This window comes from Paenibacillus sp. ISL-20, assembly GCF_018613005.1.
GTDB lineage: Bacteria > Bacillota > Bacilli > Paenibacillales > Paenibacillaceae > Paenibacillus_AQ.
Genome location: NZ_JAGGRD010000009.1, coordinates 115,613 through 132,013 on the forward strand (window position 1 = coordinate 115,613; position 16,401 = coordinate 132,013).

Annotated in this window: 16 protein-coding genes, 1 pseudogene and 1 riboswitch; of the genes and pseudogenes, 2 read left to right on the forward strand and 15 right to left on the reverse strand. The window is 49.8% G+C overall.

Annotated features, from left to right (window positions below; genetic code table 11):
* Positions 1-149: 149 nt before the first annotated feature.
* The 6 genes from scpB to ribD form a co-directional block, all read right to left on the reverse strand.
* A complete protein-coding gene (scpB, locus tag J7E85_RS05985) occupies positions 150-755 on the reverse strand; it encodes an SMC-Scp complex subunit ScpB (RefSeq protein WP_098742993.1) in 606 nt (201 codons plus the stop codon).
* Complete coding sequence (locus J7E85_RS05990; RefSeq protein WP_071223898.1) at positions 724-1,515, reverse strand: segregation and condensation protein A; 792 nt, start codon at positions 1,513-1,515, stop codon at positions 724-726. Before J7E85_RS05990 ends, scpB begins: the two co-directional genes overlap by 32 nt.
* A gap of 66 nt (positions 1,516-1,581) precedes the next feature.
* Positions 1,582-2,049 (reverse strand): 6,7-dimethyl-8-ribityllumazine synthase, encoded by a 468-nt coding sequence (gene ribH / locus J7E85_RS05995; protein ID WP_006209422.1) that lies wholly within the window; start codon positions 2,047-2,049, stop codon positions 1,582-1,584.
* A 254-nt stretch (positions 2,050-2,303) separates the two neighbouring features.
* Positions 2,304-3,542, reverse strand: a complete 1,239-nt coding sequence (locus tag J7E85_RS06000; RefSeq protein WP_076320927.1) for a bifunctional 3,4-dihydroxy-2-butanone-4-phosphate synthase/GTP cyclohydrolase II — start codon at positions 3,540-3,542, stop codon at positions 2,304-2,306.
* A gap of 47 nt (positions 3,543-3,589) precedes the next feature.
* Positions 3,590-4,258: a riboflavin synthase gene (ribE, locus tag J7E85_RS06005; RefSeq protein WP_098742989.1), complete on the reverse strand. Its 669-nt coding sequence runs from the start codon at positions 4,256-4,258 to the stop codon at positions 3,590-3,592.
* Positions 4,259-4,281: 23 nt separating this feature from the next.
* Positions 4,282-5,382: a bifunctional diaminohydroxyphosphoribosylaminopyrimidine deaminase/5-amino-6-(5-phosphoribosylamino)uracil reductase RibD gene (gene ribD / locus J7E85_RS06010; RefSeq protein ID WP_215155971.1), complete on the reverse strand. Its 1,101-nt coding sequence runs from the start codon at positions 5,380-5,382 to the stop codon at positions 4,282-4,284.
* A 263-nt stretch (positions 5,383-5,645) separates the two neighbouring features.
* A riboswitch (FMN riboswitch) is annotated at positions 5,646-5,829 on the reverse strand.
* 201 nt (positions 5,830-6,030) lie between these two features.
* Between ribD and J7E85_RS06015 the strand changes: the two genes are divergently transcribed.
* A complete protein-coding gene (locus tag J7E85_RS06015; RefSeq protein ID WP_215155973.1) occupies positions 6,031-6,432 on the forward strand; it encodes an acyl-CoA thioesterase in 402 nt (133 codons plus the stop codon).
* Between the two features lie 69 nt (positions 6,433-6,501).
* Here J7E85_RS06015 and J7E85_RS06020 read toward each other — a convergent pair whose 3' ends face one another.
* The 9 genes from J7E85_RS06020 to J7E85_RS06060 form a co-directional block, all read right to left on the reverse strand.
* Positions 6,502-6,933 (reverse strand): peptidylprolyl isomerase, encoded by a 432-nt coding sequence (locus tag J7E85_RS06020; protein ID WP_009595227.1) that lies wholly within the window; start codon positions 6,931-6,933, stop codon positions 6,502-6,504.
* Positions 6,934-7,143: 210 nt separating this feature from the next.
* Positions 7,144-8,475 (reverse strand): diaminopimelate decarboxylase, encoded by a 1,332-nt coding sequence (gene lysA, locus J7E85_RS06025; protein ID WP_215155975.1) that lies wholly within the window; start codon positions 8,473-8,475, stop codon positions 7,144-7,146.
* Between the two features lie 117 nt (positions 8,476-8,592).
* Positions 8,593-10,218 carry a spore germination protein gene (locus J7E85_RS06030; RefSeq protein ID WP_215155977.1) on the reverse strand — a complete coding sequence of 542 codons (1,626 nt, stop codon included), beginning with the start codon at positions 10,216-10,218 and terminating at the stop codon, positions 8,593-8,595.
* Positions 10,219-10,241: 23 nt separating this feature from the next.
* Complete coding sequence (locus J7E85_RS06035; protein WP_215155979.1) at positions 10,242-10,670, reverse strand: stage V sporulation protein AB; 429 nt, start codon at positions 10,668-10,670, stop codon at positions 10,242-10,244.
* Complete coding sequence (locus tag J7E85_RS06040; RefSeq protein WP_215155981.1) at positions 10,667-11,311, reverse strand: stage V sporulation protein AA; 645 nt, start codon at positions 11,309-11,311, stop codon at positions 10,667-10,669. Before J7E85_RS06040 ends, J7E85_RS06035 begins: the two co-directional genes overlap by 4 nt.
* Positions 11,312-11,492: 181 nt before the next feature.
* Positions 11,493-12,248, reverse strand: a complete 756-nt coding sequence (gene sigF, locus J7E85_RS06045; protein WP_006209412.1) for an RNA polymerase sporulation sigma factor SigF — start codon at positions 12,246-12,248, stop codon at positions 11,493-11,495.
* A gap of 11 nt (positions 12,249-12,259) precedes the next feature.
* Positions 12,260-12,718, reverse strand: coding sequence for an anti-sigma F factor (gene spoIIAB, locus J7E85_RS06050; protein ID WP_098742982.1), 459 nt, complete (start codon positions 12,716-12,718; stop codon positions 12,260-12,262).
* On the reverse strand, positions 12,715-13,068 hold the full coding sequence (gene spoIIAA / locus J7E85_RS06055) for an anti-sigma F factor antagonist (protein ID WP_076320918.1): 354 nt from the start codon (positions 13,066-13,068) through the stop codon (positions 12,715-12,717). Before spoIIAA ends, spoIIAB begins: the two co-directional genes overlap by 4 nt.
* An 88-nt stretch (positions 13,069-13,156) precedes the next feature.
* Positions 13,157-14,347, reverse strand: coding sequence for a D-alanyl-D-alanine carboxypeptidase family protein (locus J7E85_RS06060; RefSeq protein WP_215155983.1), 1,191 nt, complete (start codon positions 14,345-14,347; stop codon positions 13,157-13,159).
* 538 nt (positions 14,348-14,885) lie between these two features.
* Here J7E85_RS06060 and J7E85_RS35105 point away from each other — a divergent pair.
* Positions 14,886-16,294: pseudogene (locus J7E85_RS35105) on the forward strand (IS1182 family transposase).
* Positions 16,295-16,401 lie beyond the last annotated feature (107 nt).

A 16,401-nucleotide genomic window follows, 5' to 3' on the forward strand; every position in this document is an offset into this window, starting at 1 on the left:
TTGGCTTAGTATGGCAAAAACGCCCCCAAATGATGCGAAACGATTCCAAGTCCCTGATTTCAAATTTTCGCAAGTGACATTAAAAAATCCCGGACAGTGGATTTCTCCACGCCCAGGATTCTATTACAAGCCAATGTGTTGTATAATGGCTAACTTTCCTCTACATCATCGAACGTAAGCTGACGACCATCAAGCTTATCGAACAACAGCTGCGTTTCCTCTTCCAAATTATCATTATCCTCAAATTGCGACGGCTCCGGTAAATCCTTGATATTGGCAAGTCCGAAATATTCCAGGAAAGACTTGGTTGTTCCATACAAAATCGGTCTGCCAATCGCCTCGGCCCGTCCGACTTCTTCGATCAATCCTTTGCTTACCAGCGTATGGATCGCCCGTTCGGCCTTGACGCCGCGGATGTCTTCAATCTCAACGCGCGTAATCGGTTGACGATAAGCAACGATGGAGAGTGTTTCGAGTGCGGCTTGCGACAAGGAGGAACGGGAAGGCGAATACGCCAGGCGCTCGAAATACGGAGCATGTTCGGCCAGCGTAGCGATTTTGTAACTCCCCGCAATCTGTACGATCTGAATCCCCCGCTCATAACGCTCCCATTCTTCCTTCATGTCCTCAAGCGCTTCGCCAACCAGGCCATCCGACTGCTCGGTGATCTCAGCAATTTGCCTAACCGACAAGCCCTCTTCTCCCGACAGGAACAGAAGCCCCTCAATAATCGATTTCAGCTTCGGATAATCCATCAATGCGTCCTTCCCCTCTCCACTCCATGACGATATCTTCAAACAACTTCTCTTGGTAGCACAAAATTTGCTTCATTTTCATCAGTTCCAAAATGGCCAGGAAGGTTACCACGATTTCATGCCGTACCATTTCTTCGTGAAGCAGCTTGGAGAACAGGATCCTGCCTCCTGGCCCAACCTCCTCCAGGGCATCCATGACCTGACGGATCCGGTCCTTAACCGATATTTCATCCCGCTGAATGCGGGCATACGATGTGCGTTTGACTGCTTTGCTTAATGCTTTTTGAAAAGCAGCGATCAAATCCGAAATATGTAATCCCTGCACCGGATTCTCTTCCACTTCCGGCATGTAAGGCGTGAGGTCTTCGGCTTCCTTGGAATAAATTAAACTGCGTTCCCATTCCTTCTCATGCAAATGGCGGGCGATGCCTTTGTACTTGCGGTATTCGATCAGCTTGGCAATGAGCTCTGCTCTCGGATCCATGTCATCTTCTTCATAAAAATCAAACTCGTCCATCTCGATAACCGGAGGCTTCGGAAGCAATAACTTGCTTTTTATAGACAGCAGCGTTGCAGCCATCACCAGAAACTCACTCGTAATTTCCAGCTCCAGCTCCTGCATGTTGTGCAAATAGGCCATGTATTGTTCGGTAATCTCGCTGACGGGAATATCCTGGATGTCGATTTCCGCTTTATCAATCAAATGCAGCAGCAGATCGAGCGGTCCTTCAAACGTTTCCAGCTTGTATAATACGGTCACGGTGAATCCTCCCGCCAAAAAATAAAATGCAGTGCTCTAAAAAAAGAGCACTACATTAAATAAGCACTATTTTAGGCTTTTCGTCAAGTTCGCCATCTCGATGGCAGCCATCGCGGAATCCCAGCCTTTATTGCCGGCCTTCGTTCCCGCACGCTCCACGGCCTGTTCGATATTCTCCGTCGTGACGACACCGAAAATCGTTGGTACACCGGTCTTCAGGTTAATTGCGGATACCCCCTTGGCCACTTCGTTGCACACATAATCATAATGCGTGGTAGAGCCGCGAATGACGGTTCCCAAGGTGATGATTGCATCGTATTTGCCGCTCTCTGCCATTTTTTGGGCAATGAGCGGGATTTCAAACGCGCCAGGCACCCACGCGACATCCACTTCGTTCTCCTGTGCGCCGTGTCGCTTCAATGCGTCCAGTGCGCCGCTCAGCAGCTTGCTGGTGATGAACTCGTTGAAACGACCTACGACGATACCGTACTTTAATCCCTCGGATACTAATTTACCTTCAAATATAGTTGCCATGATGGAAAACTTCCTTTCGGTTTGGAGTTTATATAAGGTCATGGTGGGAATGACTTCGATGCTTGTTGCCCGCTGCGCTGACGGCTGCTGCTTCCGATCACTGTTAAATCCTGATTTCATGATCTATGATTACAAGGTAGAAATCAGGATTTAAAGGCGACCGCTACCGCTTCTCCAGCAGCATTCCGTCCTCTTCGCTGGGCCATACTAAGAAGCAAACCACCCCACAGGATTGACCTTTTGTTATGTGGTGATTAGTTGGTGCTTTCGTTCTGCTCGATATCGTTGAATTTCAGCATATGACCGAGCTTGGCTTGCTTGGTATGCAGGTAGCCCGTGTTATCCTCGTTCTCCGGCATTTGGATCGGAACGCGCTCAACCACCTCCAGGCCGTATCCTTCGAGGCCTTTGATTTTGCGTGGATTGTTTGTCAGCAAGCGAATTTTTCTGATCCCCAAATCCTTCAGGATCTGGGCTCCGATGCCGTAATCACGCAGATCCGCCGCAAAACCGAGCTTCAGGTTGGCGTCTACAGTGTCGAGTCCCTCTTCCTGGAGCTTGTAGGCTTTCAGTTTGTTGATTAAGCCGATGCCTCGCCCCTCCTGGCGCATGTAGAGAAGAACGCCTCTGCCCGCTTCATCGATTTGGCGGAGGGCCGCCTCGAATTGGGGACCGCAATCGCAGCGATGGGAGTGGAACACATCTCCTGTCAGGCACTCGGAATGCACGCGTACGAGGACAGGCTCATTCCCATCGATCTCCCCTTTTACCAAAGCTACATGCTCTTTATTGTCCACGTCGTTGGTATAGGCGACTGCCTGAAATACGCCGAAGTCGGTCGGCATCCGCACAGCTACCTCTCGCTGGACAAGCTTTTCTTTTTCATTGCGGTAATGAATCAGATCCTTGATGCTGATCAGCTTCAGATCATGCTTCTTCGCAATCTCCACAAGGTCCGGCAGCCGTGCCATTGTGCCGTCTTCCTTGATCACCTCGCAGATGACGCCGGCCGGATAGGACCCGCTCAATCTGGCAAGATCGACAGCGGCCTCCGTATGCCCTGCCCGGCGCAGGACGCCTCCATCTTTTGCGATCAGTGGGAACATATGACCCGGTCTTCGGAAATCGGATGCAGATGCATTCGAATCCAAGATACCTTTGACGGTGATGGACCGCTCATAGGCCGAGATGCCTGTCGTCGTATCCTTATGATCAATGGAGACCGTAAAGGCCGTTCCATGATAATCCGTATTTTGGGTAACCATCGGTTTGAGGTCGAGCTCCTGAGCTCTGGCCTGCGTCATGGGCAAACATACCAACCCTCTGCCTTCGGTGATCATAAAATTAATGACCTCCGGAGTTGCCATATCAGCTAATGCGATAAAATCGCCCTCATTCTCACGGTCTTCATCGTCTACGACAATGACGACTTTGCCTTCCTTCAAATCGGTTAACGCCTCTTCGATTGTATGAAATGAAAAACGCTCATCCATCGCTACTCCTCCTTCTTCTCATGGAGACTCTATGTGAAGCACTCGGCTTAGGCAAATCCATGCTCTGCAAGATAATCCCTGCTGATTCCCGGTTTTGTCCCGCCTCTGCTCCCGGCCCCTTCTGAGCCGTAATGCAGCAGGTGATCCACATATTTCCCTAAAATGTCGCATTCGATATTAATCGTATCCCCTGCTTTTTTATATGCCAGCACCGTTTCCGCCAGCGTATGGGGGATGATCGATACCGTAAAGGAGGAATCTGTTGTTTTGACAACGGTCAAGCTGATTCCATCCAGTGTGACGGAGCCCTTCGGAATGATATATTTGAATACATCCCCACTCGCGGGCGCAATCTCGTATACCACGGCATTCTGATCTGCCTGCACATTCCGAATGACGCCGACGCCATCCACATGCCCCTGAACGATATGGCCTCCAAATCGACCTCCGGCCGCCATTGCCCGTTCCAGATTCACCTTTCCGCCTGGCTGCAGCTCCTTAAGATTAGTATTTCTATAGGTTTCCGGCATCACATCGACCGTAAATATTCCTTTGTCAATCGTTGTGGCTGTCAAACAGACGCCATTAACGGATACGCTGTCCCCCAGCTTTAAATCATCCATGATCCGGCTAGCGGAAATGCTCAGCAGCATGGCTTCGCCTTTCCGTCCGATACGCCTCATTTCGCCGATCTCCTCAACCAATCCAGTAAACACAGGCTTCCCTCCTTTCTTTCTACTTATTTCCAGACCGGAATCCCGGTGACATAAATATTGTCGCCCAGTCTTTCCGTCTCAAGTCCTGTAAGCATAATCGCTTGGTCCATCTGTTCATATCCGCTGAACATGTAATTTCCAGGTGCATCATACCCGCCGATAATCTTAGGGGCGATAAACTGGATGAGGCGATCCACCAGCTTCTGTTCCAGCATCGAGCCATTTAGAGTACCGCCACCTTCCAGCAAAATGGAGGCAATCCCCTTCTGTCCGAGCTTCGCCAGCGCAGCCTTCAGATCCACACGTGGACCTGGCCCGCAGGGGATGACCTGAACGCCCAGCTCTTCCAGCCCGATCCGCTTCGTCTCATCGGCCTTCTCCGTGGTCAAGATCCACGTTGGCGCCAATCCGTCTGTCACGACATGGCTGTCGGGCGGGATTCGCAGGCTGGAATCCACGATGATCCTAATCGGATGCAAACCTTTCACGCCAAGTCTCGTTGTCAGGCTCGGATTATCCGCGATAACTGTTGACACGCCAACCATGATGCCTTGATGGCGATGACGCAGCGTATGCACAAGCTCTCTTGATTCTTCATTGGATATCCACTTGCTATCGCCGGTTTTTGATGCGATTTTGCCGTCCAGCGTGCTGGCTGTCTTTAACGTTACGAAGGGCTGACCCGTCGTAATGAACTTAATGAAGGTTTCGTTCAAGCGAAGCGCACGTTCCTTAAGGACACCGGTCTCAACCCGAATTCCCGCTGCGCGCAGCATTTGAATCCCTTTGCCCGCAACCAGAGGATTAGGGTCCTCGCAAGCAACAACCACTCGCTGAACACCCTCGGCAATCAGCCTCTCGCTGCAGGGCGGCGTCGTACCATAGTGACTGCAGGGCTCCAGTGTCACGTACACCGTACTTCCCGCCGCTTTGTTGCCAGCCATATTCAGGGCATGAACCTCAGCGTGCGGTGTTCCGCGCTCCAAATGTGTTCCCACCCCTGCAAGCGCGCCATCCTTAACAACGACACAGCCAACAACCGGATTTATCCCAGTTTGACCCTGAGCACGTTCAGCCAGGTCCAGCGCAAGTGACATATAGAATTCATCGTTGACGATATCCATGGTAAACATGCCCCTTTCCCAATGTTCACATAAAAAAGCCCTGCCAAAGATTCGGGGAATCCTTAACAGGGCTTGATGGAAGTTAATCATTGACACACTAAATAACCGTCATCAATGCAGGTTTTGCCTATAACAAACGACCCGAATCCGTTACCGGCGACATCCAATCATCGCAAGCACAGATTTGAATTGCATGTGAAAACCTGCACAAAACGTCACGTTGTGTGCGTAGACACAAATAGTACATGTTGCTTATGTGTCTCTCACTCCTTCTCCCATCCAGACTATACTGTCGGTCCCGGATTTTCACCAGGTCCACCGCATACGGTGTGTAACAACACACGCGTATCCGGGTCACGGACTAAGACACAGCCATCTGCTTTCAAAAGCTCAATCACTGCGTTCATCACCGCCGGTAGGGAATTTCACCCTGCCCCGAAGGATAAAACATATGAAATTGTTTGATCTTATGAAGAATCTTATCACCACCTTTTGATAATTGCAAGGAAAAACAACTAACTTTTTTAAAGTTTATAACTTTAATACCAATAAATGCGTTAACTATTGAAGGAGAATACTCCCCCAAGGGAGAACAGTTAAACAAGATAAATACGGGAACTAGTTATAGTTAAAAAGGAGCGCTCTACGATGAAAACTTCGCTGGACATTATCGTCCGTCCTACGGAAATCGACGTGAACGGACATGTAAACAACGCCAAATACCTGGAATATCTGGAGTGGGGCCGTGAGGAATGGTATGAAGCAGGAGGTCTTCAATATGATATGCTGAAACGGCTTGGCGTCCAGACCGTTACCGTCAATATCAACATCAATTACCGCAAGGAGTGTGGCCAAGGCGAACGGCTGACCATCGTGACCGAACCGCATTCTATGGGTCGTACGAGTTATGTGCTGATTCAGGAGATTTACAACAAACAGGAAGAGCTTTGCGCGGATGCCGCCGTTACCAGTGTGGCGATGGATGTACATACTCGTAAAAGCCGGCCTGTTCCGGAAGAGCTTCGTCAATTATTTCCCGACCCTGCGTAACCCCTACCGGAATAACAATAAAAACAGGCTCACCCTTAAGAGTGAGCCTGCCCTGAACAGAAGCTATTTTTATGCTTCGTATACTTCTACTTTTTCCATTTTATCACGGCCTTTGAATGCATCCACGTACTCCATGCCCTCAACAACTTTGCCAAACACCGTATGTTGTCCGTCCAAATGCGGCTGCGGCTCGTAGCAAACATAGAACTGGCTTCCGCCCGTGTTGCGGCCAGCATGCGCCATGGCCAAGCTTCCACGCTCATGCTTGTTAGGGTTGATCTCGCAGTTGATGGTATAGCCAGGACCGCCTGTTCCCGTTCCCTGTGGGCAACCGCCTTGAGCCACGAACCCAGGGATTACGCGATGGAATACAAGACCGTTATAAAACCCGGAGTTTGCCAATTTCTCAAAATTAGCTACCGTGTTCGGTGCATCATTCTCAAACAGATCCAGCACTACCTCTTTGCCGTTCTCCAATGTGATCTTTGCTTTTTTAGCCATATGTGTTATCTCCTTCCGTTATTAGAACGCTTCAATCGATTTTTTTACAATGCATTCTATAGTTTACTATGAATTGAGCCTCGAAGCAAAATGATCTTGTCCCCGTTTGCACATTCCATACCAAGTCCAAGGCATGCCAAAGAGCCCTGACCGCAGCTGGTGGCATTGGCGGGCCCTCTAGGATATTAGAGCCGTAAAACAAACATCCGTTTAGTTCGTTACGGTTTCTTTGGTTACACTTGCCGGCACTACATCGTGGCTGATGATGTCCGCAAGCGACTCGCGGCGTACCACCAGCTTGCTCTGTCCGTCCTTTACGAATACAACCGCAGGTTTGCGGATCCGGTTGTAGTTGCTAGCCATGGAATAGTTGTATGCGCCTGTGCAGGATACGGCCAGCAAATCGCCTGTTGCTACCTTCGGAAGCTCCAGATCCCAGATCAGCATGTCTCCGCTCTCACAGCATTTGCCGGCAATCGAAACCGTCTCCTCCGGCTTCTCGTTTGCACGGTTGGCAAGCAACGCTTCATATTTCGATTCGTACAGCGCCGGACGCGGGTTGTCCGTCATTCCGCCGTCTACGGCAACGTATTTACGGACTCCGGGAATATCCTTGCTTGTGCCCACCGTATAAAGGGTGGTGCCTGCTTCACCGACAATACTGCGCCCCGGCTCTACCCAAATTTCAGGGAGCGTGCTGTCAATGCCGGCGAAGTGGGTCTTCACCGCATCCGTAATCGCTTTTACGTAGTCGGATACATGAAGCGGAGTGTCCCCGTCCACATATCGGATTCCAAATCCGCCGCCAAGATTTACAACCTCGAACGTGATGCCGAGTCCCGCCTTGACCTTGGCCGCAAATTCTGCAACGCGTGAAACAGCCATCTGAAACCCTTCTACCTCAAAAATCTGGGAGCCGATATGGGAATGAATGCCCATCAAATGAATATTCGCTTGAGCCTCGGCAAGCTTTACCGCTTCATAAGCGGAGCCGTTGCCGATATCGAAACCGAATTTCGAATCCGTTTGGCCTGTTGAAATATACTCATGCGTATGAGCCTCAACTCCCGGTGTCACGCGAAGCAAAATGTTGACCTTCTGATTCTTCTCGGCAGCAATCGCTTGCAGCATATGCAGTTCAACTACGTTATCGACAACGAAACAGCCGATTTCCGCATCCAGCGCCATCTCAATCTCTTCCGGCGTTTTATTATTTCCGTGGAAATGAATCCGTTCCGCTGGGAATCCGGCCTCAAGTGCAGTGTACAGCTCTCCGTCGGAAACAACGTCAAGCGACATCCCTTCCTGGTCAGCCAATTGACACATAGCCATCACGCAAAACGCCTTACTGGCATACGCGACTTGGAACTTCAAACCGGACGCCTTGAAGGCCTCGATGTATTCCCGGCAGCGATTACGGACCGACTGCTCGTCTACAATATATAGTGGTGTTCCATATTGAGCTTTTAAATCGGATGTGTCACACCCGCCGATTTCCAAATGCCCCTGATCGTTAATCTTGCTAGTACCGTGTAAAAACATGCTTACAATTCCTCCGATCCATTGATTCAAAATAGGGTAATCGAATAATTGTTCACAGTATAGCAGACAACGGAAGGTAATCAAAATGGATTTTTCAACACAACATTTGTGTTATTGTTAATGCTCGCCTCTCGGATTCATTTCAGGGCCCATCTTCGTGTTATCACGTGTTTTGTTGAGAGCCGGACGTCTTCTTGACATGAGCAGCGGTTTGCGAAACAAAATTTCGCCCATCGCTTTTGCACTAAATGGTATAAACGGCCACAAATAAGATGAGTTATAGGAACGGTGGGTTGTCAGGAGCAGAATCAGAAGCGTCGTCCCGATGACAAAGCCCTTCACCGCGAATAAAGCTGTGGCGAGCAGTAGAATTAGTCTGACAATCCGGTTGGCAAGTCCCAGCTCATAACTCGGGGTCGCGTACATCCCAATGGACGCAACCGCCATATACAGGACGACCTCGTTGACAAACAATCCGGTCTTAACAGCGATATCGCCGATCAAAATCGCAGCGATCAACCCCATCGCCGATGCAAGCGGTGTCGGTGTATGAACGGCAGCCAAACGGAGCAGATCCACGCCGAATTCAACGATCAGAAACTGCAGGATAATCGGAATTTTAGCGTTCTCATGCGGACCGATGATATCGAGTCCCGGCGGCTTCAGTTCAGGATGGACAACCAGCAGCATCCACAGCGGGAGCAGGAACATGGATGCAAAAATACCTATAAAACGTATCCAACGGAGATAAGTCCCCATAAACGGAGTCTGGCGATTCTCCTCGGCATGCTGACAGAGATCCAAAAACGTAGTGGGCATAATCATCACACTCGGCGAAGTATCTACCATGATCACAATTCGGCCTTCGAGCAGATGGGAGGATACAACATCCGGCCGTTCGGAATATCTAACCAGCGGAAAAGGGTGCCAGCCTTTATTCACAATAGCTTCCTCGAGCTGCTTATCACCGAGAGGAAGCCCCTCTAAATCCACTTCCTGGATTTTGCTGCGAATTGCCTCAACCTGGGTGCGGTCCGCGATGTCATCAATGAAAACCAGGCACACATCCGTTCTCGTCCGCCTTCCAACCTTCATGACCTCTACATGCAGTCCCGGATCACGAACTCGTCTTCGCACCAGGTTCACGTTGGTAACGAGTGTCTCCGTAAACCCGTCCCTTGCCCCGCGAACCACGCGTTCCACCGCAGGCTCCTCGAGCCCACGCACAGGATATTTCCGGGTATCCAACAAAATGGCGGAATGCGCGTCTTCAATGAACAGGGCACATATACCGGAAAGCACTTCGTTAATCACTTTGCTTAGTCTTTTATCCTGCTCCACTTGGACATGTGGAATATAGCGGGTCATCATCTCGGTAAGTGCCTGGTTGCTCACATCCTCCGGGGTCAGGTACGTCAGCCTTGTCAATATATCCGTCACCACGACATCATTCGTGAAGCCGTTTAAGAAGAGAAGCCCTGCATTTCTGCCGGCAAAGTTCATTTCACGGAATACCACATCAAAAGAAACCCCAAGACCGATAACTTCCTTAAGCACTTTTTTCAGGTCACTCAGCTTCGCGGGGACATGGTCGGTTTGCTGCCAGTAGATGACGGATTCCTCAGTGCTGTTGGAGGTTTCGGCCTCTCTTTTCTCCTTCAGCTCTTGTTCCCCCAACGCTTTGATGGGAATGACCGGAATATCGCTATCCAGTTCGCCGCTATGTGTTGTTTTATCGTCCATAACCTACCTCCTAGCCATTACTATCACTTGCTGTAAACAAACCAATCGAACAGAGAGCCCGCCACCTTACCTGCCACCATGGCCATAAGAAGACCAAACAAATACCCCGTCAATCGGAGCCGCTTGGCCAGAATCGGCAATACGTTCAATACTTCTGTCAATGCAGCTGCCAGCATGCCGATGAATATCCCGCACATTAATCCGATCACGGTACTCACAACCGGTCCCAATGGAATGGACCATCTCCAGAAATCGGCCACCGTGCCGATGAAAGATCCCGCTATTAAAGCCCCTTCATACCAATGGACCCGGCTGTAAGTTTCCGTCAGTTGGGACAATCTCGGGATGATGTCCAGTACGATGATGAGCGCTATGACTCCGCCGCCGACGGCGATGCCCCCTGCTACGCCAAGAAAACAGATGAATATCCCTTGCAGAATGGACAATATCATGGTTCCTTACCTGTCGTATCGGCGCTGGCGTTCATTTTCCGATATTCTTCGGCGACCACGAACTGATCCAGATTTTCCTGATAGAGGTACATTTCCACCTCAAGCGGTGTCGGCTCTTCATTCCATTTTTTCTTGAACAAATGATTGAAGAACACCGTCATGCCAAATCCGAGCCCCAGCGAGTATGCAATCTGGAACAAATAGGGATGCTCGTCTCTTTTCCCCGTCACCATTTCAACGATTCGGATATGAACCTCAAGCATGTTGACATCGGCATGGAAGTTCATAATGGTCAGTGCGGAACCGAAAAACAAGAGCAGCCAAATGAGCGGGAACCACAACTTTGACCGCTTGCTCTCCGGACCGACAAGCTCCACCAAGGTATGATGGTTTCCCATCGGTTCGATATGGGCGCCAGGAATCAACGCTTGAATCCTCGGGATGATTTGAATCAGATCCATGACAAGGCGGTTGCCATCGAGATCCTTCGGCTGCGTAAGCGGCAGGGCTCTAAGCCGTATCTCCCAGTCGGGATCGCAGACAATGAAGGCGACATCACCTAGTTTGACGGTCTGGTCTCTTGGTAACCGTATGCGGCTCCTTAGCTGCAGAAACACCGTCGGAGTGGGATTAACCTTCATCCGAAACACTCCTTTACTGCTAAATTACCGTTAGTATGGGAAATCTCTCTCCTTTCTACTCGGATTTACCATACTTTCTTATCTGCCAAACGACCAAAAGGTTTTCTAAAAAATGAAAAAACGCCGTCCTCTAAGGGCGGCGTTAAGTTTGAGCAGACTTTCGAATAACGGCTGAGGCCCGCTACTGCGCGATCTCGTTCCGTATGCTCTGCAATATTTTTTTCTCAAGTCGCGATACCTGCACCTGGGATATGCCCAGCCGGCTGGCAACTTCCGACTGCGTCTGATCCCGGTAATACCGCAGATAAACTATGAGCCGCTCCCGTTCGGTCAAGCCTCCTATTGCTTCATTCAAGGCCAGCTTGTCGAACCAGCGTTCTTGCGATTCATCAGCTATCTGATCCATTAGCGTTATGGGATCCCCGTCATTTTCAAATACGGTCTCATGAATTGAGGTTGGCGGTTTATTCGCCTCCTGGGCAAACACCACTTCCTCGGGGGTTACCCCAAGCTCTTCGGCAACCTCTTTCACCGTTGGAAGACGATCGAGCTGCTTGGACAGCTCGTCCCGCTTCTTCCTGACTTTGTTGGCCATTTCCTTAAGCGATCGACTGACCTTCAGGGTCCCGTCATCTCTTAAGAAACGCTGAATTTCTCCGATGATCATCGGTACGGCATAGGTCGAGAACTTTACGTCATAACTGAGATCGAACTTGTCCACGGATTTGAGGAGACCGATACAGCCGATCTGAAACAGATCATCAGGCTCATACCCCCGGTTCATAAACCGCTGAACGACAGACCAGACAAGACGAATATTACAGTTGACGAGCGTGTCCCGGGCGACATTATCCCCGCTTTGGCTAAGTGCAATGAGTCGTTTGACCTCCGCGTCGTCCAAATAAGTCTGCGAAGTTTTCTTCACATCGGCATCCATTTGTCCAACCCCTAATTATATAAAGCTTTCTTAGATTCGATCCTCTTTTTCATTTTGATCGACGTACCGTTGCCTGGTTCGCTGACCACTTCAAATTCGTCCATGAAATTTTCCATGATGGTGAATCCCATGCCGGATCGCTCCAGCTCTGGCTTTGATGTATAGAGTGGCTGCTTGGCCATTTCCAAGTCTTCGATCCCATGGCCGGAATCTTCAATGCACAGCGTAATCATATCCCCGTCTATGGAGGCTTCAATCTTGACAATCCCTTCCGAATCACTATCGTACCCGTGGATAATGCTGTTTGTGACCGCTTCAGAGACTACCGTTTTCAGATCACTCAGCTCATCCATGTTGGGATCCATCTGGGAGATGAACGCAGCCACGGCGACACGGGCAAAGGATTCGTTTTCCGACTTTGCGGCAAACTGCAGAGTCATAAAATTATGCTGTGCTTTTCCTTCATTCATGACACTACCTCCAAACCCGAGAGTGCCGTGCCCTCGTTCTCATATATCGGCATGATCTTGAACAGCCCCGACATTTCAAGCAAGCGGTAAACCTGCGGCTTGACATCGCATACCGCCATCTTTCCGCCCTTTTGCTTGATGAATTTATAGCGTCCCAGGATGACCCCAAGTCCTGAGCTGTCCATAAAGTCCAAGTCCTTTAAGCTCAGTACCAAGTGCTCTGTTTGACGTCTCTGAATAGCTTCATCCAGCTGCATCCGGACATGATCGGCCGTATGATGATCCAGTTCCCCGGACAGTCGGACGATCAGTACATGCCTGTGATGCTCCATATCAACATGCAGATTCATGTTTGCTCACTCTCCTCCCTGACATGAACAAAGATTTCTACATTTGAAAAAGACATTCCTGCATCCCGACAAAACTAGAAGAAAACTCCTATGAATCTACATGAAACAACTTGCCGGTTGTCCGCTTGAACAGCTTCCAGAACCCGGCCTTCTTCACCTCGACAGGAGATGTCAGCTCGAACTCCTTCACCACGTGTTCACCTTGATAGACGGTTAGCTTGCCGACAACTTGTCCGGCGGCTACCGGCGCCTTCAAATTCCGGTCCATCTGGATTTCATGACGGATATCCGGACTTTTTACGCCCTTCTTAACCAGCACGCTGTAATCTTTATCCGCTTGAATCGAAATCTCGGGCACGGTTCCCTTCTGTACCTTCACGATACCCAACACTTCACCCGGTTTATAGATGGAATGCATCGAATACTGGGAAAAGGCATAGTCAAACATGCGAGAAACTTCAGTGTTCCGCGTCTTGGTATCCGAAGCTCCCATAACTACAGCAACAGCGCGCAGTCCGTCCCGCTTGGCCGTTGCCGACAGACAGAACTTGGCCTCTGATGTATATCCGGTTTTCAATCCGTCAGCGCCTGTGTAGAATCGAACCAGCTTGTTCGTATTGACCAGCCAGAACGGTTTGTCCGAATCTTTACGCAAATAATCCTGATAGGCGCCTGTATATTTGGTGATCTGGTCGTATTTCAGCAGTTCCCGGCTCATGACCGCAATGTCGTGGGCCGAAGTATAATGATTCTCAGCAGGAAGGCCGTTGCAGTTCACAAAATGTGTATCCTTCATTCCCAGCTCGGCTGCTTTCTCATTCATCAGCTTCACAAAGGCTTCCTCCGAGCCGGCAATTTTCTCCGCCACTGCGACGGAAGCATCATTGCCTGATGCCATGGCAATGCCTTTGAGCATCTCGTCCACCGTCATTTCTTCACCAGGCTCAAGAAAGATCTGGGATCCGCCCATGGAGGCCGCATATTCGCTGGTACGCACCTTATCTGTCCACTGCAATTGTCCTTCGTCGATGGCCTCCATCGTAAGCAACATCGTCATGATCTTGGTGATGCTCGCCGGAGGCAGCTTATCATGGCTGTTTTTCTCGTAAATAATGGTTCCGGTATCCGCATCCAGCAATATAGCAGAACGAGCACCTGGTGCCAGTTCCTCTTGAGATGATCCTTCGCCGGGTTTGCTATTTTCTGCATAACTTGGTACAGCTACACTGGACAACCATACAAATAGAACCAGAAATCCAGCGATTAACGCTTTTTTCACTTCCATCCCCTCCTGACATTCGTAATGGCATCCCGAAAAGAAACGGGTCTGTTATTCATTGTCGTCAGGATGAAAACAAATTATTCCAGTTTTTACGGAAATATTATCGCCTTGAACTTAAGGGAACATAGAATAGCCCCACAAAGTGGAGCCTATGCTTCGATGCTTATTCCAAATACTTTGCGGGGACCCCAAAAACATATAAATGCGAATAGCTTCGCTGAAAACCTATACATTCTAGAATCTTAAGCAAAAAGGGGGTGTCCCAAAAGATCTTAGATCTGGCGGAATGCCCCCTTTTTCTGTGAGAAGACGCTCCGTGTACGAATCGATCCTCCCATCGCTGTTGCCCCCAAATTTCTTGAAATGGTACTAGGCAAGGATGAAATTCGGGGGCAAAGGCGACCGCTCTCGCTTGTCCGGAATCGTTTCGTCCTCTCCGCTACGTTGTGCGAAAACATACTCTAGACATACGAAAAGAAACCGTTTCTTGGTAAAATGGAAGTGCGACCCACCATCTACGAAAGGAACGATTTCTTTGTACATTCAATATACCATGGACCAACTTTATCTGCCAATGGACTTGGAGGATGACATTCCTCCTTATCATCTTGTTCGCATCGTCAATGAATCGGTCAACCGCTTGGACGACCGCATCTTTTCAGCTGCCTATCCCGGCGGCGGACGAGACAGCTACCATCCCAAGATGCTGACCAAAGTCATCATTTACGCCTATACGCAGCGAATCTACTCCTGTCGTCAGATCGCCAAAGCCGTCCGTGAGAATGTCATGTTCATGTGGCTTGCTGGGAGACAGCGCCCGGACTTCCGCACCATCAATCGTTTTCGTTCCGAGCGTATGAAAGATGTGCTGGAGATCGTCTTCACGAGCGTGCTTCAGTTTCTTGCCCAGGAAAAGTACGTCAATCTGGAACACTATTTTGTCGACGGCACCAAGATCGAAGCCAATGCCAACCGCTACACGTTCGTATGGGGCAAAGCGGTCGTCAAGCACAAGGCGAAGCTGCAGGAGAAAGTCCAGACGTTGTTTTCAACTATCGAAGAGGCCGAGAAACAAGAAGAAGATGAACGAGTGGGACAAGACCTCGCCGAACTCGGCGAGTCGTCCGCGTGGACCAGCGAAACGCTGGAAGTTGCTGTTCAGCAGTTGGAAACGAAACTGCAATTCCGGCCCACGTTCATGCGAATGAACTTAAACCAGGCTACAATGTGCAGATCGGGACGGAAAATCAGTTTATTATCGGTTACAGCTTACATCAACGTCCGACGGACACGCGTTGTCTAAAGCCACATTTAGAGAAGGTCAAAGCCGCTCTGGGAACACTTCCGAAAACGGTGGTCGCGGATGCAGGATACGGCGGGGAAGAAAATTACGCTTACTTGGAAAGCGAGGAACTGGAAGCGTTAGTCAAGTACAGCACGTATCATAAGGAAAAATCAAAGAAGTGGCAACAAGATATCAGCAAGCTAGACAACTGGCAGTACGACGAAGCGGAAGATACATGGACGTGTGCGGCTGGGCGAAAGCTGCGGTTTCGCTATGAAAGTAAGGAAACGACGGAAAGCGGATATGAAATACGGAAGCGACACTACCGAAGCGTGAGCTGCGAAGGGTGTTCATTCAAAGCAGCTTGCACGAAAGCCCAAGGGAACCGGGAAATCAGCGTAAGTCTCAGGTATCTTCGTTACAAGCAGCAAGTGAGAGAGAAACTTCGAAGTGAGGAAGGCTATGCGTTGTCGGTGCGGCGAATGGTCGAACCGGAGAGTGTGTTTGGGCAGTTGAAGAATAACCGGGGATTCCGGCGATTTCTGCTTCGAGGACTGACGAAAGTGAGCCTAGAGGTCGGATGGCTTTCGCTTGCCCATAATCTGCTCAAGCAAGAGGCAACGGACCGAAAAGCAAGAAATGGCGGTGCAAGGAGATAACATCCTGAGCACCGCCATTTCTTTATTTGACACATTTTTTAATCGGACGAACCGTCCGTCAAGTGAGCAAACCTACTTATGAGACAGCTCCCCAGTACTAGAATGAT